Annotated in this window: 20 protein-coding genes; 14 read left to right on the top strand and 6 right to left on the bottom strand. The window is 68.4% G+C overall.

The annotated features are described in order from the left end of the window. A partial coding sequence (locus tag ABE473_RS15075; RefSeq protein ID WP_346490046.1) for a transaldolase family protein occupies positions 1 to 233 on the top strand: 233 nt, incomplete at its 5' end. A 323-nt stretch (positions 234 to 556) separates the two neighbouring features. Here the strand turns inward: ABE473_RS15075 and msrA are convergent. Beyond that, a complete protein-coding gene (gene msrA, locus ABE473_RS15070) occupies positions 557 to 1,210 on the bottom strand; it encodes a peptide-methionine (S)-S-oxide reductase MsrA (protein WP_346490048.1) in 654 nt (217 codons plus the stop codon). Between the two features lie 30 nt (positions 1,211 to 1,240). After that, positions 1,241 to 1,507, bottom strand: a complete 267-nt coding sequence (locus ABE473_RS15065; RefSeq protein WP_346490044.1) for a DUF2007 domain-containing protein — start codon at positions 1,505 to 1,507, stop codon at positions 1,241 to 1,243. 133 nt (positions 1,508 to 1,640) lie between these two features. On the opposite strand from ABE473_RS15065, the gene ABE473_RS15060 reads away from it, so the two are divergent. From ABE473_RS15060 to ABE473_RS15045, 4 genes are all read left to right on the top strand, one after another. Beyond that, entirely contained in the window at positions 1,641 to 3,389 is a 1,749-nt protein-coding gene (locus ABE473_RS15060) for a glutamine--tRNA ligase/YqeY domain fusion protein (RefSeq protein ID WP_346490043.1), read from the top strand. A 202-nt stretch (positions 3,390 to 3,591) separates the two neighbouring features. Then, a complete protein-coding gene (locus tag ABE473_RS15055) occupies positions 3,592 to 4,152 on the top strand; it encodes a nucleoside deaminase (protein WP_179460815.1) in 561 nt (186 codons plus the stop codon). Positions 4,153 to 4,176: 24 nt separating this feature from the next. Then, a complete protein-coding gene (gene rlmM / locus ABE473_RS15050; protein ID WP_346490042.1) occupies positions 4,177 to 5,223 on the top strand; it encodes a 23S rRNA (cytidine(2498)-2'-O)-methyltransferase RlmM in 1,047 nt (348 codons plus the stop codon). 117 nt (positions 5,224 to 5,340) lie between these two features. Then, positions 5,341 to 5,736 (top strand): EF-hand domain-containing protein, encoded by a 396-nt coding sequence (locus tag ABE473_RS15045; RefSeq protein WP_179460813.1) that lies wholly within the window; start codon positions 5,341 to 5,343, stop codon positions 5,734 to 5,736. A 9-nt stretch (positions 5,737 to 5,745) separates the two neighbouring features. Here ABE473_RS15045 and ABE473_RS15040 read toward each other — a convergent pair whose 3' ends face one another. After that, a complete protein-coding gene (locus ABE473_RS15040; protein WP_346490041.1) occupies positions 5,746 to 6,921 on the bottom strand; it encodes a UbiH/UbiF family hydroxylase in 1,176 nt (391 codons plus the stop codon). Continuing rightward, positions 6,918 to 8,123, bottom strand: coding sequence for a 2-octaprenyl-6-methoxyphenyl hydroxylase (gene ubiH / locus ABE473_RS15035; RefSeq protein ID WP_346490040.1), 1,206 nt, complete (start codon positions 8,121 to 8,123; stop codon positions 6,918 to 6,920). Before ubiH ends, ABE473_RS15040 begins: the two co-directional genes overlap by 4 nt. 94 nt (positions 8,124 to 8,217) lie before the next feature. Between ubiH and ABE473_RS15030 the strand changes: the two genes are divergently transcribed. From ABE473_RS15030 to ABE473_RS14990, 9 genes are all read left to right on the top strand, one after another. Beyond that, positions 8,218 to 8,802 (top strand): hypothetical protein, encoded by a 585-nt coding sequence (locus ABE473_RS15030; RefSeq protein WP_346490039.1) that lies wholly within the window; start codon positions 8,218 to 8,220, stop codon positions 8,800 to 8,802. Between the two features lie 18 nt (positions 8,803 to 8,820). Further along, on the top strand, positions 8,821 to 9,375 hold the full coding sequence (locus ABE473_RS15025) for a cob(I)yrinic acid a,c-diamide adenosyltransferase (protein WP_346490038.1): 555 nt from the start codon (positions 8,821 to 8,823) through the stop codon (positions 9,373 to 9,375). A gap of 34 nt (positions 9,376 to 9,409) precedes the next feature. Next, a complete protein-coding gene (locus ABE473_RS15020; RefSeq protein WP_346478257.1) occupies positions 9,410 to 10,321 on the top strand; it encodes a histone deacetylase family protein in 912 nt (303 codons plus the stop codon). Between the two features lie 116 nt (positions 10,322 to 10,437). After that, complete coding sequence (lptD, locus tag ABE473_RS15015) at positions 10,438 to 12,867, top strand: LPS-assembly protein LptD (protein ID WP_346490037.1); 2,430 nt, start codon at positions 10,438 to 10,440, stop codon at positions 12,865 to 12,867. Further along, a complete protein-coding gene (locus ABE473_RS15010) occupies positions 12,864 to 14,213 on the top strand; it encodes a peptidylprolyl isomerase (protein WP_346490036.1) in 1,350 nt (449 codons plus the stop codon). The genes lptD and ABE473_RS15010 overlap by 4 nt, the downstream gene beginning before the upstream one ends. Positions 14,214 to 14,216: 3 nt before the next feature. After that, the gene (gene pdxA, locus ABE473_RS15005) at positions 14,217 to 15,197 is read left to right on the top strand and encodes a 4-hydroxythreonine-4-phosphate dehydrogenase PdxA (protein ID WP_179460805.1); all 981 of its coding nucleotides are present in this window, start codon (positions 14,217 to 14,219) and stop codon (positions 15,195 to 15,197) included. Beyond that, positions 15,194 to 16,030, top strand: a complete 837-nt coding sequence (gene rsmA / locus ABE473_RS15000; RefSeq protein WP_179460804.1) for a 16S rRNA (adenine(1518)-N(6)/adenine(1519)-N(6))-dimethyltransferase RsmA — start codon at positions 15,194 to 15,196, stop codon at positions 16,028 to 16,030. The genes pdxA and rsmA overlap by 4 nt, the downstream gene beginning before the upstream one ends. Before the next feature lie 122 nt (positions 16,031 to 16,152). Beyond that, entirely contained in the window at positions 16,153 to 16,536 is a 384-nt protein-coding gene (apaG, locus tag ABE473_RS14995) for a Co2+/Mg2+ efflux protein ApaG (RefSeq protein ID WP_176990348.1), read from the top strand. Between the two features lie 13 nt (positions 16,537 to 16,549). Then, the gene (locus ABE473_RS14990) at positions 16,550 to 17,587 is read left to right on the top strand and encodes a symmetrical bis(5'-nucleosyl)-tetraphosphatase (RefSeq protein ID WP_346490035.1); all 1,038 of its coding nucleotides are present in this window, start codon (positions 16,550 to 16,552) and stop codon (positions 17,585 to 17,587) included. Between the two features lie 43 nt (positions 17,588 to 17,630). Here the strand turns inward: ABE473_RS14990 and ABE473_RS14985 are convergent, their stop codons facing one another. After that, positions 17,631 to 18,122, bottom strand: a complete 492-nt coding sequence (locus ABE473_RS14985) for a dihydrofolate reductase (protein WP_346490034.1) — start codon at positions 18,120 to 18,122, stop codon at positions 17,631 to 17,633. Next, positions 18,119 to 18,409: a hypothetical protein gene (locus ABE473_RS14980; RefSeq protein WP_346490033.1), complete on the bottom strand. Its 291-nt coding sequence runs from the start codon at positions 18,407 to 18,409 to the stop codon at positions 18,119 to 18,121. The genes ABE473_RS14985 and ABE473_RS14980 overlap by 4 nt, the downstream gene beginning before the upstream one ends. Between the last annotated feature and the right edge of the window lie 65 nt (positions 18,410 to 18,474).

The raw sequence follows: 18,474 nt of genomic DNA, 5'->3' as shown, positions 1-18,474 counted from the left end.
GCCTGACGATCTCGCCGGACCTGCTGGAGAAGCTGGACGCCGATCACGGCGAACTGCCGCGCAGGCTGGTGGCCGGTGCGGCGGAATCCGTCCAGGTGACGCCGATCGATGGCGCGCGGTTTGCGGCGGATCTGGCAGCCGACCCGATGGCGACGGAGAAGCTGGCGAGCGGCATCGATGCGTTCGCCAAGGATCTGGAGGCGTTGCGCCAGACGATCCGCGAGCGGCTTTAAGCGCTGGCGGTTGGCTGGACGACGAAAGGCCCTGCTCTGCGGGGCCTTTTGTTTTTGGCGCGTACGGCAACGGCAACGGCAACCGCTCACTTTCGTCTGGGTTGGCGCGGTGTGGGCGCGTTTGCTGGACGCGCCGTAAACCCATCCCTGGGGGCTCGTGAGCGGCATCCATGCCGCTCCAACGGTCCTGCAAACCCACCCACACCGCACCGTCGACACTTGGCTGGTGCGTTGGGGAGAGCACGGGGCACGGAGCGTCGGGGAGTGGTGCGAAACGCAGGTGACGAACCTGGTAGAGCCGACCGTTGGTCGGCTCCGGGGTATCAGGCGTCCACGCCGATGGGACAGCTGACGCCGGTGCCGCCGATGCCGCAGTAGCCGTTGGGATTCTTGGCGAGGTACTGCTGGTGGTAGTCCTCGGCGTAGTAGTACTCGGGCGCGGGGAAGGCGATGTCGGTGGTGATCGGGCCGTAGCCGCTGTCGTTGAGGCGCTGCTGGTAGGCGTCGCGGCTGGCCAGGGCAGCGTGGAGCTGGGCCTGGGAAGTGGCGTGGATCGCGGAGCGGTACTGGGTGCCGGTGTCGTTGCCCTGGCGCATGCCCTGGGTGGGATCGTGGCTTTCCCAGAAGACCTGGAGCAGGCGCTCGAGCGGGACGATCGCGGGGTCGTAGACGACCTCGACGATTTCGGTGTGTCCGGTGAGGCCGGAGCAGACTTCTTCGTAGGTGGGGTTCGGGGTGACGCCGCCGGCGTAGCCGACCGAGGTCGAGTAGACGCCCGGGATGGTCCAGAATTTGCGCTCGGCGCCCCAGAAACAGCCCATGGCGAAGCGGATGCGCGCCAGGCCGGTGAAGCTGTCCTTGAGGGGATGGCTGTTGACGTAATGCTGGTTGTGCAGCAGCGGCAGGGGCTGGTCGCGGCCCGGCAACGCTTCTTCCGGGCGCGGCAGGCGCTGCTTGAAGGCGCCGATGCCCAACAGACCGTTTCCAATACCCAACATGGCGTTCTCCTAGGCCGGCAACAGGCCGGCGCTTTCGTCTCCGTCGAATATGGGGTCGTCCAGGGCCGTGCCCAAGTCCAGTTGGGCGACGATGTCTTCCGCTTCGGGACGGGCCAGATCGGGGACGCAGACGCGCAGGACGCCGAACAACGGGAGCTCGCCCATCCCGCCCAGCAGCGATTCCCCGAAGACGAACGCAGGGATGCCGGCGTCCTCCAGGGCGTGTTTGACCAGATGGGCGTCGAACAGGTTGTCGGCCTGGTAGATCACGTGCATGGGCGGGCTCCGGAGGGCATGGGGCCAGCATACGCCCGGGGGCTGACGGCGTGCCGACCCACGCGGCCGGGCAAGCCCACCCCCGACAGGCTAAACTGGTGGTCTTTCTGCCTTTTAACTGCGACCGCGCACCATGTCCGAGTCTACCGCCGCCCCCACCGACGCCCTTCCGGAAGCCCAGGAAAAACGGGATTTCATCCGTCAGATCGTCCGCGAGGACCTGGCGGCCGGCAAGCATGCCGCGATCAAGACGCGCTTCCCGCCGGAACCGAACGGCTACCTGCACATCGGCCACGCCAAGTCGATCTGCCTGAACTTCGGCATCGCCGGCGAGTTCAACGGTGTGTGCAACCTGCGCTTCGACGACACCAACCCGGCCAAGGAAGATCCGGAGTACGTGGCCGCGATCCAGGATGACGTGCGCTGGCTGGGCTTCGAGTGGAACGAGCTGCGCCATGCCTCGGACTATTTCGATGCCTATTACCTGGCCGCACAGAAACTGATCAGCGATGGCAAGGCCTACGTGTGCGACCTCTCCGCCGAGGAAGTGCGTGCCTACCGCGGCACCCTGACCGAGCCGGGCCGTCCGTCGCCGTTCCGCGAGCGCAGCGTCGAAGAGAACCTGGATCTGTTCCGCCGCATGCGCGCGGGCGAGTTCCCGGATGGTGCGCGCACCGTGCGCGCCAAGATCGACATGGCCAGCGGCAACATCAACCTGCGCGACCCGGCGCTGTACCGGATCAAGCACGTCGAACACCAGAACACCGGCAATGCGTGGCCGATCTACCCGATGTACGACTTCGCGCATGCACTGGGCGATTCCATCGAGGGCATCACCCACTCGCTGTGCACGCTGGAGTTCGAAGACCACCGCCCGCTGTACGACTGGTGCGTGGACAACGTCGATTTCGCCCACGACGATGCGCTGACCCAGCCGCTGGTCGATCGCGGCCTGCCGCGTGAAGCCGCCAAGCCGCGCCAGATCGAATTCTCGCGCTTGAACATCAACTACACGGTGATGAGCAAGCGCAAGCTGATGGCGCTGGTCACCGAGCAGCTGGTGGATGGCTGGGAAGACCCGCGCATGCCGACCCTGCAGGGCCTGCGTCGTCGCGGCTATACCCCGGCGGCGATGCGCCTGTTCGCCGAGCGCGTGGGCATCAGCAAGCAGAACTCGCTGATCGATTTCAGCGTGCTCGAAGGCGCGCTGCGCGAAGACCTGGACAGTGCCGCCGCACGCCGCATGGCGGTGGTCGATCCGGTGAAGCTGGTGCTGACCAACCTGCCGGAGGGCCACGCAGAGACCCTGACCTTCGCCAACCATCCCAAGGATGAGGCGTTCGGGACCCGCGAGGTGCCGTTCGCACGTGAGCTGTGGATCGAGCGCGAGGATTTCGCCGAGGTCCCGCCCAAGGGCTGGAAGCGCCTGGTGCCGGGTGGCGAAGTGCGCCTGCGCGGCGCCGGCATCATCCGCTGCGATGAGGTGATCAAGGACGCCGACGGCACCATCACCGAGCTGCGCGGCTGGCTGGATCCGGAATCGCGCCCGGGCATGGAAGGCGCCAACCGCAAGGTCAAGGGCACCATCCACTGGGTCAGCGCCGTGCACGCGGTGCCGGCCGAGATCCGTCTGTACGACCGCCTGTTCTCGGTGCCGAACCCGGACGACGAGTCCGACGGCAAGACCTACCGCGATTACCTCAATGCGGACTCGCGCCGCACCGTCACCGGATATGTCGAACCGGCCGCGGCCAGCGCCACGCCCGAGCAGTCGTTCCAGTTCGAGCGCACGGGCTACTTCGTCGCCGATCGCCGCGACCACTCCGCGGCCACGCCGGTGTTCAACCGCAGCGTGACCCTGCGCGATACCTGGTCGGCGTAAGCGGCACCCGGCCGGTGCCTGGCACCGGCCATCGTGTCATTCCAGCGCGGCCCTGCCACGGCAGGGCCTGCGCTCCAGCACTCCTGCGATCGGCGCAGCCCTGCGCCGGCGCCCGCGTGGCCGCGTTCAGCGCGGGCACGGCATCCCTACGCACGGCCCGATACACTGCCGCTGCTCCATCTTCCACGAGGTCCATGTCCCGATGCTGTACGCGCAAGTCCATCTCACCCTGCCCGCCTGGATCCACGACCAGATCGATCTGGGCCGTGTCTATCCCGAGGATGCCGACAAGGTCGCGCTGGCGATCGAGCTGTCGCGCCTGAATGTCGAGGCGCAGACCGGCGGCCCGTTCGGCGCCGTGGTGTTTGGGCCGGATCACCGCGTGATCGCTGCTGGCGTGAACCGCGTGGTCCCGCATACGACCTCGCTGGCGCATGCCGAGAACATGGCCTACATGCTGGCCCAGCAGCGCCTGCAGACGCCACGCCTGAACGATGTGCTGTCGCCGATCACCCTGGCGACCTCCTCGCAGCCGTGCTGCCAGTGCTACGGCGCGACCGTCTGGGCCGGCATCGATCGTCTGCTGATCGGGGCCAGCGCCCAGGACGTGGAGGAACTCACCCCGTTCGATGAAGGCCCGCTGCCGGCGGACTGGATCGGCGAACTCAACAAGCGTGGCATCGAGGTCGTGCGCGACATCGAGCGCGATGCAGCGCGCGCGGTCCTGCGCCAGTATGGAGAAACCAATGGTGCACATTACTGATTCCCGCGCTTCAGGCGCGAAGCGATGAGCGGCCTGCTGTGCCTGTGCCGCCAGGGGTTTGAGCCGGAACTGGCCGCCGAGCTGTCCGAGCGCGCGGCCTATGCCAACGTCGCCGGCTATGCGCGCACCCAGCGCAACGACGGCTACGTGGTGTTCGTCACCGAGGACGCCGCGGCGCTGTCCAAGGCGTTGTCCTGGCGTTCGCTGATCTTCGCCCGGCAGAAGCTGCAGGTGCTGGCCGAGCTGCCCCAGCTCGATGCCGCCGACCGCATCACCCCGATCATCGCCGCCCTGCAGGGCCAGCAGCGCTTCGGCGACATGTGGGTCGAGCATCCCGATTCGGACGAAGGCAAGCCGCTGGCCGGCCTGGCCCGCGCATTCGGCAATGCGCTGCGCCCGGCGCTGCGCAAGGCCGGTCTGCTGACCGACAAGCCGAACACCGGCCTGCCGCGCCTGCACATCGTGTTCGTCGATGGACGCCATGCCTTCGTGTGCGTGGCCGATACCCGCGACAGCGCGCCGTGGCCGCTGGGCATCCCGCGCCTGAAGCTGCTGCCCGATGCACCTTCGCGCTCGGCGCTGAAGCTGGATGAAGCCCTGCTCACGCTGATGACGCCGGAAGAGCGCGAGCTGCTGGTCAAGCCGGGCATGCGCGCGGCCGATCTGGGCGCCGCCCCGGGCGGCTGGACCTGGGTGCTGACCCGCCAGCACGTCAGGGTGATCAGCGTCGACAACGGCCCGCTGCGCGAGCACGTGCTGGAAACCGGCCTGGTCGAGCATCTGCGCGCCGATGGTTTCCACTGGCAGCCGGAGACGCCGCTGGACTGGATGGTCTGCGACATGGTCGAACAACCGCGCCGCGTGGCCGAACGCATGGCCACCTGGTTCCGCGAAGGCTGGTGCAAGCACGCAATCTTCAACCTCAAGCTGCCGATGAAAAAGCGCTGGGATGAAACCCGCATGTGCCTGGAGCTGTTCCAGGAGCAGGCGGGTAAGCCGCTGCATCTGCGCGCCAAGCAGCTGTACCACGACCGCGAAGAGATCACGGTGCTGGCCTCGCCGCTGCGCTGACCCACGCGCACCACTGGTAGGGCCGGGCCATGCCCGGCTGGCCGCGCAACGCGCAGCCATGATCGAAGCACGCGCCGGTCGCCCGGCGCCCCTCCCCACGTCAAGAACGGAGTTTCCATGCGACGCCGATCAAGCCTCATCCTGCTGCTGACGCTGCTGCCCACGCTCGCCCTCGCCCAGGTCCGCACCCCGTCACCGGCGGTCAGCGAACCGTTGCGCGAGGTGCCGGTGAGCGTGCGCGCGCAGCCGCTGTCGCAGGGCGAGGTCACCCATCAGGTGACACTCGCCGCCCCGGCCGGGGAGGCAGCGGTGACGGTGCGTTCGGTGCAGCCGGTGAGCGTGGTCGGCCAGTACCGCATCGCATTCGCGGCGCTGGATGTCGACGGCGACGGCTTCATCAGCCGCGCCGAGGCGCAGGCCAACCCGACCCTGGCCGATGAATTCAACGCACTGGACGTGAAGCGCCGCGGCAAGCTGGACCGCGCCGATCTGGCCGGCTGGCTGATCGACTGAGCGCGCGGGTCACACCCCCGCCGCGCGCTTCCAGAACATCGACACCAGCGGCGGCAGCTTGCCGGCGCAGCCCAGCGCGCGACCGCGCGCCAGGGTCAGGTGCATCTCATCATTCGAGAACACCGTATTGATCGCATCGAAGCTGTACGCAGCGACGGTGTTCTCACTGCGGCGTTCGCGTGCCCAGCGCTGCAGCCGGTGCGGCGACATCCAGTCCTGTCGGCGCTGCTGCGCAGCCAGCACCAGCGCCCGCAACGCAGCAACATCACGCAGACCGAGATTGACGCCCTGCCCGGCCAGCGGGTGCACCACGTGCGCTGCATCACCGAGTGCGAGCACGCGGCCGGCCACGTAGCCAGTGGCGAGCTGCCGGCGCAGCGGGAAAGCCGCCCGCCTGGAGGCCAGCGTCATCGCGCCCAAGCGGCCGGCGAAGGCGTTGGTGAGTTCGCGTCCGAATGCCGCGTCATCCAGTGCCAGCACGCGCTCGGCGTCGGCATCGGGCAGCGTCCACACGATCGAACTGCGCTGCGCGCTGATCGGCAGCACCGCCAGCGGCCCGGTCACCAGGAAGCGCTGCCACGCGGTGGCTTCGTTGTTCTTTTCGGTATCGACATACGCCACCACGCCACGCTGGCCGTACTCCTGGCGGGTCACCTCCAACCCGGCCAGGCGGCGCAGGGTGGATTCGGCACCGTCGGCGGCGATCGCCAGCGATGCGTCGAGGCGACGGCCGTCGTCCAGGCGCAGGCGCACCCCGTCGGCGTCCTGCTCCAGCGCCTCGACCCGCGCCGGGCAGCACAGCTGCACGCCGGCCGCAGGCAGCGCCGCCCACAGGCGGTCCACCAGCAGATCGTTCTCGACGATCCAGCCCAGTTGTTCGCGGCCGAGGCTGTCGGCATCGAAGCGCAGTTCATCGCCGCCGGCCGCATCCCAGACCCGCATGCGGCGGTAGGCACAGGCGCGCGCGGCCGTCACCGCCGGCCACACGCCGAGCGTGGCCAGCAACTGCGCGTTGTCCGGCGCGAACGCGTACACGCGCAGGTCCGGCTGCTGCGGCTGCCAGGCCGCCGGCTCGCGGCCTTCGACCAGCGTCATCGACAGCCCGGCATCGGCCAGCGCCAGCGCGCAGGCCGCGCCAACCACGCCACCACCGACCACCACCACGTCCTGCGGGCGCCGGCTCACAGGCCGGCTCCGCGGCACAGCGCCGGCACCTGGCCGCGGAAGCCCATCGCGCCCCCGACCAGCATCGACTGCATCGGCGTGGCCTGCGCGGCCAACAGACCGAGCGAACGCAGCGGGCGCATCAGCGGTGCCGGATTGCTGGTCAGGCGCGCCAGCCCGCCGGAGAACGCGATGGTCTGCTCGCGGTCTTCCAGGCGCCGGGCCACGTGTTCCTGCAGCAGCGCATCGCTGCCGGCATCGTCGGCCCCGGCCACCAGTTCGGCCAGCGTCAATGCATCGCGCAGGCCCAGGTTGAAGCCCTGTGCGCCCAGCGGGTGGATGGTCTGCGCGGCATTGCCGAGCAGCACGGCGCGTTCGCCGACCAGCGCGCGCGACAGCACCTGGATCAAGGGATAGGCGCTGCGCGGGCCACTCTCCAGCAGGCGGCCGGCGCGCCAGCCAATGGCGCCCTGCAGGCAGTTCACCCAGGCGGCATCGTCCAGCGCCATCACGGCCTCGGCCTGGTCACGGGCAACCCCGTGCACCGCGCCGAAATGACGGTCGCCACGCGGCAGCAGCGCGGTCGGCCCGGTGTCGGTGAAGCGCTCGTACGCAGTGCCGTCCGGCGCACGCGCGGCGCGGACCCGCGACACGAACAGCGTCTGCTCGAAATCATGTTCATCCACGCCGATGCCGAGTGCCTCGCGCACGCCACTGCGGGTCCCGTCGGCGCCCACCACCAGACGTGCCAGAAGGCAGCGCTCGCCGCTGTCATCGGCGATGAAGACCTGACGGTAACCGTCCACCGTGCTGCCCAGGCGCACGAAGCGCGCCGGACGATAGCGGGTCAGCCGGGTGAGCGTCTCCAGCCGCGCCTCCAGCGCCTGGCCGAAATCGCGGGCGACCACGACCTGTCCGAACCACGGACGCTGGTATTGCGCGGCCTCCATCTGCACCCGGCCGAAATCGCCGGCGCGGCTGACATGGATGCGGGTGATCGCACCCGGGGCACCGGCCAGCGTCTGCATCACGCCGAGTGCGGTCAGCGCGTTGACGGTCGCGGCGGCGAAGCTGAGGTTGCGCTGGTCGAACACCGCCGGCAGCGCGCCCAGCGGCGAGGCCTCGACCAGGCCCACATCGCGGCCGGCGCGGTCCAGGGCGATGGCCAGGCTGGCACCGACCAGCCCGCCGCCTACGATCACTACATCATGTCGTTCACTCATGCCCGCCATGATAAGGGTTCGCCCGTTCCGGCGGCGTGCGGCGGGCTGCCGCAGCAGGCGCTAGAATGAATGCCTGCCCCCAGCCGTCACCGCCATGACCTCCACTGCCCAACGCGCCTTCGTCCTGTCCGTGCTCGTGCTGTTGATGGCGGCCACGCGGGTCAACCATTTCGCGGCGATTCCGGATGCCTCCTGGGCGGTCTTCTTCATCGGCGGCTTCTACCTGCGCGCGTGGACCCGCTGGGCGTTCCCGCTGCTGATGGCGCTGGCGGTGCTGGTCGACTGGCTCGTGATCCGCCGCAGCGGCCTGGATTTCTGGCAGCACTACTGCGTCTCGCCGGGCTACTGGATGCTGCTGCCGGCCTATTTCGCGATGTGGAGCGGCGGCCTGCTGCTGCGCCGCGGCTACCACGGCGCCACCTGGGCCGCGCTGGGCAAGGGCGCGCTGCTGCTGGTTGCGGCGGTGGCGGTCTGCCATCTGTTCGCCCAGGGCGGTTTCTACTGGACCAGCGACAACGTGGCCGCCCCCACCCTCGACGGCTGGGCGAAGAACTACAGCGACTGGTTCCTGCCCTACCTGCGCACCGCAGCGGTCTACGTCGGCCTGGCGGCCGCGCTGCAGCTGGCGACCGAACAGGTCGGCAAGCTGCTGCAGGCGCGCCGCGACGTGCTGCACTGAGCGCGGCCGGCCTCGTTCGTGGGCAATCGCCTGTCCCGCATCTATACACGCACCGGTGACGATGGCAGCACCGGCCTCGGCGATGGCAGCCGCGTGGCCAAGGACGACGCCCGGGTGGCCGCCTACGGCACGGTCGACGAGGCCAACTCGGCGCTCGGCGTACTGCTGGCGGTGCCGCTGCCGGAGGATGTCCGCGCCCTGCTGACGGTGATCCAGCACCAGTTGTTCGATCTGGGCGGCGAGCTGTGCATTCCCGGCCATGCCGCCATCCACGCCGCCGACATCGAGGCGCTGGAACGGCAGCTGGATCACTACAACGCCGACCTGCCGGTGCTGAAGGAATTCATCCTGCCGGCCGGGGGCGAGGCCGCCGCGCGCTGCCACCTGGCCCGCACCATCGTGCGCCGCGCCGAGCGCGAGACGGTCACGCTGGCGCGCCGGGAGACCGTCCGCCCGGAAGCACTGCACTACCTCAACCGCCTGTCCGACCTGCTGTTCGTGCTCGCGCGCGTACTGGCCCGGGCGGATGGCCACGGCGAGGTGCTCTGGCGCCACGAGCGCCGCCACGCCTGAGCGGCCCTGCCGCCCCACCGGATATCCTGCCCGCATGCTGGTTTTCACCCACCCCGCCTGTCTGCAACACGATCCCGGCCGCGGCCATCCCGAATGCCCGGCCCGTCTGCAGGGGGTGCTCGATGCGCTGAAGGCGGCCTATCCGGACCAGCTGGACTGGCGCGAGGCTCCGCCGGCCAAGCTCGGTGAGCTGGCGCGGGTCCACGACAGCGAACTGATCGACCTGGTGCTCAAGCCCCAGACCGAGCCGCTGCGCCTGATCGACATGGACACCATGACCTCGCCCGGCTCGGCCAGCGCGGCCCTGCACGCGGCCGGTGCCGGCGTGGCGGCGGTCGATGCGGTGATGCTGGGCGAGGACCCGGTGGCCTTCTGCGCGGTGCGCCCGCCCGGCCACCACGCCAGCGCCAGCACCGCGATGGGCTTCTGCCTGTTCAACAACATCGCCATCGCCGCCGCCTATGCGCGCGACCGCTATGGGCTGGAGCGGATCGCCATCGTCGATTTCGATGTCCACCACGGCAACGGCACCCAGGACATCTTCATCGCCGATCCCGGCGTGGCCTACTACAGCACCCACCAGGCCGGGCTGTTCCCCAACTCGGGACTGCGCCGCGACCGCGGGGCCGGCAATCTGATGAACATCCTGCTGCCGCCGGGCAGTGGCGGCTTCCGTTTCCGCAACACCTGGGCCGACGAGATGCTGCCGGCCATCGACGATTTCCGGCCCCAGCTGCTGCTGATCTCGGCCGGTTTCGATGCGCACATGCGCGATCCGCAGGCCGATCTGATGCTGGAAACCGAGGATTTCGCCTGGATCACCACCGAGTTGCGCGGGCTGGCCCGCCGCCACGGGGCCGGCCGGATCGTGTCGATGCTGGAGGGCGGATACGACCTGCAGGCCCTTGCGGAATGCAGCGTGGCCCACGTCGGCCAGCTGCGCTGATCCGCGCGGACCGGGCCGACGAATGAACCCGGGCCCCTGCGTGGGCGGGACCTTCATTGCCCCTATGCAAGGGATGGGGCAAGCTACTATCCGTTTTCGCCCGAATCCGATACCGCGTGCGCCGAGCCCTCCGCCTGCTGCCCCTCCCCCTCAGTATCGCCATCTGCCTGCCGGCCCTGGCCGACGACAAGCCGGTGAACTGGGGCCTGTGCCCGGTGACCGACGTGCTGCCCGTGTTCGACGATGCGCCCAAGGCCGACAAAGCCGCGGCCGCGACGCGTGACCAGCAGCCGACGGACATCGAAGGCGACCAACTGACCGGGACCTCCGTGGTGCCCAACTACCAGGGCAACGTCGCGCTCAAGCGCGGCGACCAGTTCCTGGGCACCGACAACCTGAGCTTCGATACCGAAAGCGGCAACTACATCGCCGAGGGCAACGTCCGCTACCAGGACTCCTCGATCCGGATGAAGGCCCGTCGCGCCGAAGGCAACCAGGAAAGCGACACCCACAAGATCAGCGACATCCAGTACCAGCTGGTGTCCCGCCGTGGCAACGGCGGTGCCGAGTCGATCGACCTGCAGGGTGCGGTCGGCCAGATGCACCGCTCCACCTACACCACCTGCGACCCCTCGCAGCCGGTGTGGAAGCTGTCGGCGCCGCAGATCGAGGTCGACAACGACGCCGGCTTCGGTACCGCGCGCAACGCCGTGCTGCGTATCGGCAAGGTGCCGGTGCTGTGGGCGCCGTACTTCAAGTTCCCGATCGATGATCGCCGTCAGACCGGCCTGCTGTACCCGCAGATCGGCCTGTCCGGCCGCAACGGCTTCGACTATACCCAGCCGATCTATCTGAACCTGGCGCCGAACTTCGACGACACCCTGATGCCGCGCTACATGAGCAAGCGCGGTTTCATGCTCGACAACGAATTCCGCTATCTCTACGACGGTGGCCGCGGCGAGCTGCTGACCGCCTACCTGCCCAATGACAAGCTGCGCGACAAGGATCGCGGCCGCGTGGAGTTCAGCGGGTACCACAACATCAACGCCAACTGGCAGGCCCGCGCCAGCCTGGCCTGGGTCAGCGATGAGCGCTATCTGGAGGATTTCTCCAATCGGCTGCTCGGGGTGACCACCTCCAACCTGCAGAGCCAGATCGGCATCTACGGCACCGGCGAGAACTGGACCGGCGGCCTGATGGCCGACTACTGGCAGCTCACCGACTACACCCTGACCGAAGCGGCCCTGCCGTACGCGCGCCAGCCGCGCCTGTTCGTCAACTGGGACAAGCCGCTGCTGCCCTGGCTGGAAACCGGAATCTACGCCGAAGCGGTGAACTTCACGCATCTGGATGTGCACGGCAAGATCATCGATGCCGAAGGCGAATACGTCCGCGACGGCCTGCCGCCGACGCGCATGGACGGTGGCTCGCGCATCGACATCAAGCCCTACGTCTCGATGCCGTTCAGCGGCGCGGCCTGGTACGTCACCCCGACCCTGGCCTACCGCTACACTGGCTATGACCTGGAACGTGGCCTGGCTGACAGCATCCGCCGCAGCCAGATGACCCCGGAACAGCTGGCGGTTGCCACCCCGGACCAGCTGCGCGGCAACACGTCGCCGAGCCGCAGCCTGCCGATCGGCACCATCGACGCCGGGCTGTTCTTCGACCGCGAGACCACCATCGGCGACACCCGCTTCCTGCATACGCTGGAACCGCGCCTGTTCTACCTGCGTACGCCGTACCGCGACCAGAGCGACCTGCCGATCTTCGATACCCGTGACTTCACCTTCAGCTGGGGCCAGCTGTTCCGCGATTCGCGCTACTCCGGCGCCGACCGCCAGAACGACGCCAACCAGCTGACCATGGCGGTGAGCACCCGCTTCATCGACCAGGACACCGGCAAGGAGCGCTTCTCGGGCAGCATCGGCCAGATCCTGTACTTCGATGATTCCCGGGTCACAATCAACAGCAGTGAAACCCCGGTCGAACAGGGCAAGTCGGCCTGGATCGCGGACGCCAACTACGCGATCAACGACCGCTGGAACCTGGGCGCCACCTATCAGTGGGATCCCAAGTACAAGCGTGAGGATCTGGCCAGCGTGCGCGCGCGCTACCTGATGTCCAACGATGGCGTGGTCAACCTGACCTACCGCCACCGCCTGAACCCCAACGGCAGCGAGTTGCTGGAGCAGGCCGACCTGTCCTTCCTCTACCCGCTCAACGAGCGCTGGAGCCTGGTCGGCCGCTACTACTACTCCATCCAGGACCGCGCCCCGCTGGAAATCATCGGCGGCGTGCAGTGGGACAGCTGCTGCCTGGCCGTCCGCGCGATCGCCCGCCGCTACGTGCGCAACCGCGAGGGTGAACTCAACAACTCCTTCCAGATCGAGTTCGTGCTCAAGGGCCTGAGCTCCATCGGCCAGAACACGGACCGCACCTTGCGCCGTGCTATTCTCGGGTACTACCGAGACGACCTCTATCTGGTGCCGCCCAGCAACACCGGTGCAGCCCGCGACGACTACGATCCGAATCAGATCCCATGACCAAGACCCTTCCCGTACTCCTCGCCTCCCTGCTGGCGGTCTCCTCCGCGACGGCCCCGTTGCAGGTGCTGGCCCAGCAGAGTCAGCCGCTGGACCGCATCGCGGCGATCGTCGATGAGGACGTCGTGCTGCAGAGCGAACTGGACCGCGCCGTCCAGAACATCAAGGCCCAGTACGCCGGTCGTGAAAACCAGCTGCCGCCCGATGACGTGCTGAGCCGCCAGGTGCTCGAGCGCCTGGTCCTGGTCAAGCTGCAGGTGGCGCGCGCCGAGAGCAGCGGCATCAAGGTCAGCGACCAGGAACTGAACCAGGCGATCAACGCCATCGCCCAGCAGAACGGCTCCACGCTGGACGCCCTGCGCCAGCGCCTGGCCAGCGATGGCCTGGATTTCAACGATTTCCGCAATTCGGTCCGCGACGAGATCACCGTCCAGCGCCTGCGCCAGAGCTTCGCGCAGAGCCGGATCAGCGTCAGCGAAGGTGAAGTGGATGGCGCGCTCAAGCAGCAGGCGGCGGTCGGTACCCAGTACCACCTGGCCCATATCCTGATCGGCCTGCCCGAAGGTGCCACCGCCGAGCAGATCACCACCGGCCAGAAAAAGGCCGATGGCGTCAAGGCTCTGCTGGACAAGGGCGAGATCGACTTCAACGCGGCCGCCGTCCGTTATTCGGACAGCCCGAACGCGCTGGAAGGCGGCGACCTCGGATGGCGTTCGCTGGATGAAATCCCGAACGCATTCGCGCAGATGATGAAAGACATGAAGTCCGGCGACGTGGTCGGTCCGCTGCGTGGCCCGAGTGGCTTCCAGCTGTTGAAGCTGGTGGAAGTGCGTGATGCCAGCGCCGCCGCCGGCGCTGGTAACACCATCACCGAGTACCACGCCCGTCATATCCTGGTCCGCATCACCGACCAGCAGGACAATGCCGCGGCGAAGGCCAAGATCGATACCCTGCGCGCCCGCATCGCCGGCGGCGCCGAGTTCGACGCGGTCGCCAAGGAATCCTCGGAAGACAACAACAGCAAGGGCCAGGGCGGCGATCTGGGCTGGTTCCCGGCCGACGCGTTCGGCCCGGACTTCGGCAAGCAGGTTGAAGGCGTCGCTGACGGCGGCGTGAGCCAGCCGTTCCGCACCGATGCCGGCTGGCACATCGTCCAGCGCGTCGCCACGCGCCAGACCGATGCCACCACCGACAACCAGCGCGCCCAGATCCGTGAAACGATCGGCCGCCGCAAGCTGGAAGAAGAGTACAACCGCTTCCTGCAGGAACTGCGTGGCGAAGCCTACGTGGACATGCGCGGCTACGCCCCGGGCGGCGCCGCGGCCGCCACCCCGCCGCAGTCCTGATCCATGCTCCCGCAGCTCGCGCTGGTACCGGGCGAGCCGGCGGGGATCGGCCCGGAGCTCTGCCTTCGACTGATCCAGCAGCCGCGCACCGATTGCCGGCTGCTGGCCTTCGCCGACCCGGACACGCTGCAGGCTGCCGCCGCCGCGCTGTCGCTGCCCCTGCAGCTCCTGCCTGAAGACGCCATCGCCCGCCAGCCGGGCGATCTGCCGTTGCGCGCGGTGCGCAATGCCGTCCCCTCGCGCTTCGGCACCCCGGACCCGGCCAATGCCGGCGCGGTGATCGGTGCCCTGCGCCAGGCCGGCCAGGCCTGCCTGTCCGGTGAACTCACCGGCGTGGTCACCGGCCCGGTGCACAAGGCGGTCATCAACGAAGGCGGCATCGCCTACAGCGGCACTACCGAACTGCTGGCCGACCAGGCCCGCACTCCGGTGGTGATGATGCTGGCCAACGCGATCGTGCGGGTCGCCCTGGCGACCACCCACCTGCCGTTGCGGTCGGTGGCCGATGCGATCACCGCCGATGGCCTGGCGCTGACCCTGCAGATCCTCCACGACGCCCTGCAGCGCGATTTCGGCCTCGCTTCGCCGCGTATCGCCGTGCTCGGCCTCAACCCGCACGCCGGCGAAGACGGCCATCTCGGCCGCGAGGAGCTCGACCTGATCATCCCGCTGCTGGAGCGCCTGCGCGCTCGGGGCATGGACCTGGTCGGGCCGCTGCCGGCCGATACCGCGTTCCTGCCGGCCAAGCTGGCCGGCTTCGACACGGTGCTGGCGATGTACCACGACCAGGGCCTGCCGGTGCTCAAGTACAGCGGCTTCGAGCAGGCCGTCAACATCACCCTGGGCCTGCCCTACCCGCGCGTCGCGGTCGACCACGGCACCGCCCTCGATCTGGCCGGCCGCGGCATCGCCGACCCCTCCAGCCTCCTCGCTGCCACCGCGCTGTGTGCCCGGCTGGCGCGCCAACGTACACTGGTGCCATGACTTCTTCGTATTCCTCCTCCGGCGCGCCCGGTTTCTCCGGCCCCGCCAAGAAGCAGCTCGGCCAGCACTTCCTCGCCGACCGCAGCTACATCGACAAGATCGTCCTGGCGGTCAACCCGAAGGACGGCGACCGCCTGGTCGAGATCGGCCCGGGCCAGGGCGCCATCACCCTGCCGCTGCTGCGCCGCCACCCGAAGCTGACCGTGATCGAGTTCGACCGGGATCTGGTCGGGCCGCTGGCCGCCGCCGCCGAACCGCTGGGCGAGATGACCATCATCCACCGCGACGTGCTGCAGGTGGATTTCACCGAACTGGCCGCGGGCAGCCCGATCCGCCTGGTCGGCAATCTCCCCTACAACATCTCCTCGCCGATCCTGTTCCATGCGCTGGACCACGCGGCGGTGATCACCGACATGCACTTCATGCTGCAGAAGGAAGTGGTCGACCGCATGGCCGCCGATCCGGGCAGCAAGGTCTACGGCCGGCTGAGCGTGATGCTGCAGGCCTTCTGCAAGGTGACCTCGCTGTTCGTGGTGCCGCCGGGTGCGTTCCGGCCGCCGCCGAAGGTCGATTCGGCCGTGGTCCGGCTGGTCCCGCGCGATCCGGCCACGGTCGGCATCCTGGACCGCAAGCGCTTCGCCCACGTGGTCAAGGCCGCCTTCGGGCAGCGCCGCAAGACCCTGCGCAACGCGCTGCAGAACGTGTGCACGCCCGAGCAGTTCGACGCCGCCGGCGTGCGCAGCGATGCCCGCGCCGAGCAGCTGGACGTGGCGCAGTTCATCGCGCTGGCGAACGTACCCTGCGCCGACGGTGATGCCGCCCCGCAGGGGTGAGCGCGCCGCCGGCGGCCCTGACCGGCCGCGCGCACGTGGAACCGCCCGACCTTCATGACGGGAGCGCCACCCGGGCGGGCGGCACTCATCTCATCGTGCACAACATTCACTAAACTGCCTGCATGAACGACGCTGCAAACTACGCGATCTCCGTCGAGGTCGCCCCCCGCTTCCTCGATGACCAGTCCACGCCGGAGGACGGCCGCTACGCGTTCGCCTACACGATCCGCATCCTCAACCGGGGCCGCGTCGCGGCACGGCTGGTGGCCCGTCACTGGCGGATCACCGATGCCAACGGCCGCATCGAGCATGTCGACGGGGATGGAGTGATCGGCGAGCAGCCGCGGCTGCGCCCCGGTGAAGACTTCCGTTACACCTCCGGTGTCATGCTGGAGACCGAGCACGGCACGATGCAGGGGCACTACGACATGGTGGCCGACGACGGCACCGAGTTCGCCGCCGCCATCGCGCCGTTCGTCCTGACCGTTCCGCGCACACTGCACTGATGGAGGCGCACGCATGAGTGTCTGGGCCATCGGCGACCTGCAGGGCTGCTACGACGTCACCCAGCGGTTGCTGGAAAAAATCAAGTTCGACCCCGCGGTCGACAAACTCTGGTTCTGCGGCGACCTGGTCAACCGGGGCGGGCAATCGCTGGAAACCCTGCGCCTGGTCCATTCGCTGCGCGAGAGCAGCGTGATCGTGCTGGGCAACCATGACCTGTCCCTGCTTGCCGTCGGTGCCCGCACCGAGGAAGAGCAGCGCAAGGTCAACCCGGATCTGCTGCGGATCGTGCAGGCCGAGGACCGCGATGAGCTGCTGGAGTGGCTGCGCCTGCAGAAGCTGGCCCACGTGGACCGTGAGCTGGGCTGGATGATGATCCACGCCGGGCTGGCCCCGAAGTGGACCACCCAGCTGGCCGAGAAGCACGCCCGCGAGGTCGAGCAGCAGCTGCACGGCAGCGGCTACCGCAAGCTGTTCCGCAACATGTACGGCGACAAGCCGAGCTGGTCACCCGGCCTGGCCGGCTACGACCGCTCGCGCGCGATCATCAATCTGTTCACGCGCATGCGTTACTGCACGCCGCGGGGCCGGATCGGGATCGAGGACAAGGGCACGCCGGGCACCCAGGAACAGGGGCTGTATCCCTGGTTCGAAGTGCCGGGCCGCGCCGAGCGCGATCTGAAGATCGTCTGCGGACACTGGTCCGCGCTGGGCCTCACCATCACCCAGGGCGTGCACGCGATCGATACCGGTGCCGTTTGGGGAGGCAAGCTCACCGCGCTGCAGCTGGATACCGAAGAACTGCGCGTGGTGCAGGTGCCGGGCCGCGATGTGCCCAAGCCGGTCTCCGCGCCGCGTCCGCCGGCACGCCGGCCGGCCGCCGAGGGTGCGCAGCCAAACGGGCGCCCACCGCGTCAGGGTCAAGGCCAGGGCCGTGATCGTGGCCGGGGTGGCCAGGGCCGCCAGGGCGGTGGTGCGAAGCCCGCGCAGAACGCCGAGCAGCAGCCGCAGCAACAGCCGCAGAAAAACGACGTCACCAGCGACGCCGAATGAGCCGCAGGCCGGTCAGTGCGACCGGCCTGCCTGCAGCGCCCGCTCAGGCGCGGCGGTAATCCACGAAATCGAACGCGTACGCGTGCCGCTCGTCGGCCGCGTGGTGTTCGCGCGCCACTTCCACCCACAGCGCCGGATCGACCGGAGGGAAGTGGGTGTCGGCCGCCACCGCCGTATCCACCCAGGTCAGGTGCAGGTCGGTGGCCTGCGCCATGACAAGGCGATAGATTTCGCCACCGCCGATCACACACAACTCGTCCGCGCCGGCATCGGCGGCATACAGCAGTGCCTGCTCGAGCGACGTCGCCGCCTGCATGCCCTCGAACGGGACCTGGCCGCTGCGGGTCAGCACCAAGTTGGGCCGGCCCGGCAGTGCACGGCCGAGCGAGAGCGCGGTCTTGCGCCCCATCAGGATCGGCTTTCCCAGGGTCAACGCCTTGAAATGCTTGAGATCGTCGGGCAGCTTCCACGGCAGATCGTTGTCGCGGCCGATGCCATGGTCGCGGTCCAGGGCGGCGATCAGGGAGAGCTTCATGGGTCTGGATACAGTGAGTCGTAGATTTTAAACGCAGAACGTCGCCCCAACTTCACTATAAAAGCGGCCGCGATGAAGAGCGCGAAAAACAGCGCGACAGTGGACGAATCAACTACTTCGATCAAAGCGACCACATTCAACGGCTCTTGCTTGATGAGCTGTGCGAGCGCCAATCCCATCGGGGCAATGAACACTGCTGACGTCAACGCAACCGCTAGTGCGCCCGACATTGACATCAATGTGTCAGCGAGCTTTTCGCGTGACTTCCTCGATTTTCCAGTAGACATAGCTGGCCTCCTCCAGTTGAGGTATCAGATTGCATCCCAAGCTGGCTGAGCATTCGTGACCACGT

The organism is Stenotrophomonas sp. TWI700, assembly GCF_039673645.1.
Taxonomy (GTDB): Bacteria; Pseudomonadota; Gammaproteobacteria; order Xanthomonadales; family Xanthomonadaceae; genus Stenotrophomonas; species Stenotrophomonas maltophilia_AA.
This window is presented reverse-complemented; position numbering and strand designations above follow the sequence as displayed.

Bases quoted from the DNA above. Each gene is read 5' to 3' on its own strand.
- ABE473_RS15065 (WP_346490044.1), bottom strand. From the start codon at position 1,507: ATGCACGTGATCTACCAGGCCGACAACCTGTTCGACGCCCATCTGGTC.
- ABE473_RS15060 (WP_346490043.1), top strand. From the start codon at position 1,641: ATGTCCGAGTCTACCGCCGCCCCCACCGACGCCCTTCCGGAAGCCCAG.
- ABE473_RS15055 (WP_179460815.1), top strand. From the start codon at position 3,592: ATGCTGTACGCGCAAGTCCATCTCACCCTGCCCGCCTGGATCCACGAC.
- rlmM (WP_346490042.1), top strand. From the start codon at position 4,177: ATGAGCGGCCTGCTGTGCCTGTGCCGCCAGGGGTTTGAGCCGGAACTG.
- ABE473_RS15045 (WP_179460813.1), top strand. From the start codon at position 5,341: ATGCGACGCCGATCAAGCCTCATCCTGCTGCTGACGCTGCTGCCCACG.
- ubiH (WP_346490040.1), bottom strand. From the start codon at position 8,123: ATGAGTGAACGACATGATGTAGTGATCGTAGGCGGCGGGCTGGTCGGT.
- ABE473_RS15030 (WP_346490039.1), top strand. From the start codon at position 8,218: ATGACCTCCACTGCCCAACGCGCCTTCGTCCTGTCCGTGCTCGTGCTG.
- ABE473_RS15020 (WP_346478257.1), top strand. From the start codon at position 9,410: ATGCTGGTTTTCACCCACCCCGCCTGTCTGCAACACGATCCCGGCCGC.
- ABE473_RS15010 (WP_346490036.1), top strand. From the start codon at position 12,864: ATGACCAAGACCCTTCCCGTACTCCTCGCCTCCCTGCTGGCGGTCTCC.
- pdxA (WP_179460805.1), top strand. From the start codon at position 14,217: ATGCTCCCGCAGCTCGCGCTGGTACCGGGCGAGCCGGCGGGGATCGGC.
- rsmA (WP_179460804.1), top strand. From the start codon at position 15,194: ATGACTTCTTCGTATTCCTCCTCCGGCGCGCCCGGTTTCTCCGGCCCC.
- apaG (WP_176990348.1), top strand. From the start codon at position 16,153: ATGAACGACGCTGCAAACTACGCGATCTCCGTCGAGGTCGCCCCCCGC.
- ABE473_RS14990 (WP_346490035.1), top strand. From the start codon at position 16,550: ATGAGTGTCTGGGCCATCGGCGACCTGCAGGGCTGCTACGACGTCACC.
- ABE473_RS14985 (WP_346490034.1), bottom strand. From the start codon at position 18,122: ATGAAGCTCTCCCTGATCGCCGCCCTGGACCGCGACCATGGCATCGGC.
- ABE473_RS14980 (WP_346490033.1), bottom strand. From the start codon at position 18,409: ATGTCTACTGGAAAATCGAGGAAGTCACGCGAAAAGCTCGCTGACACA.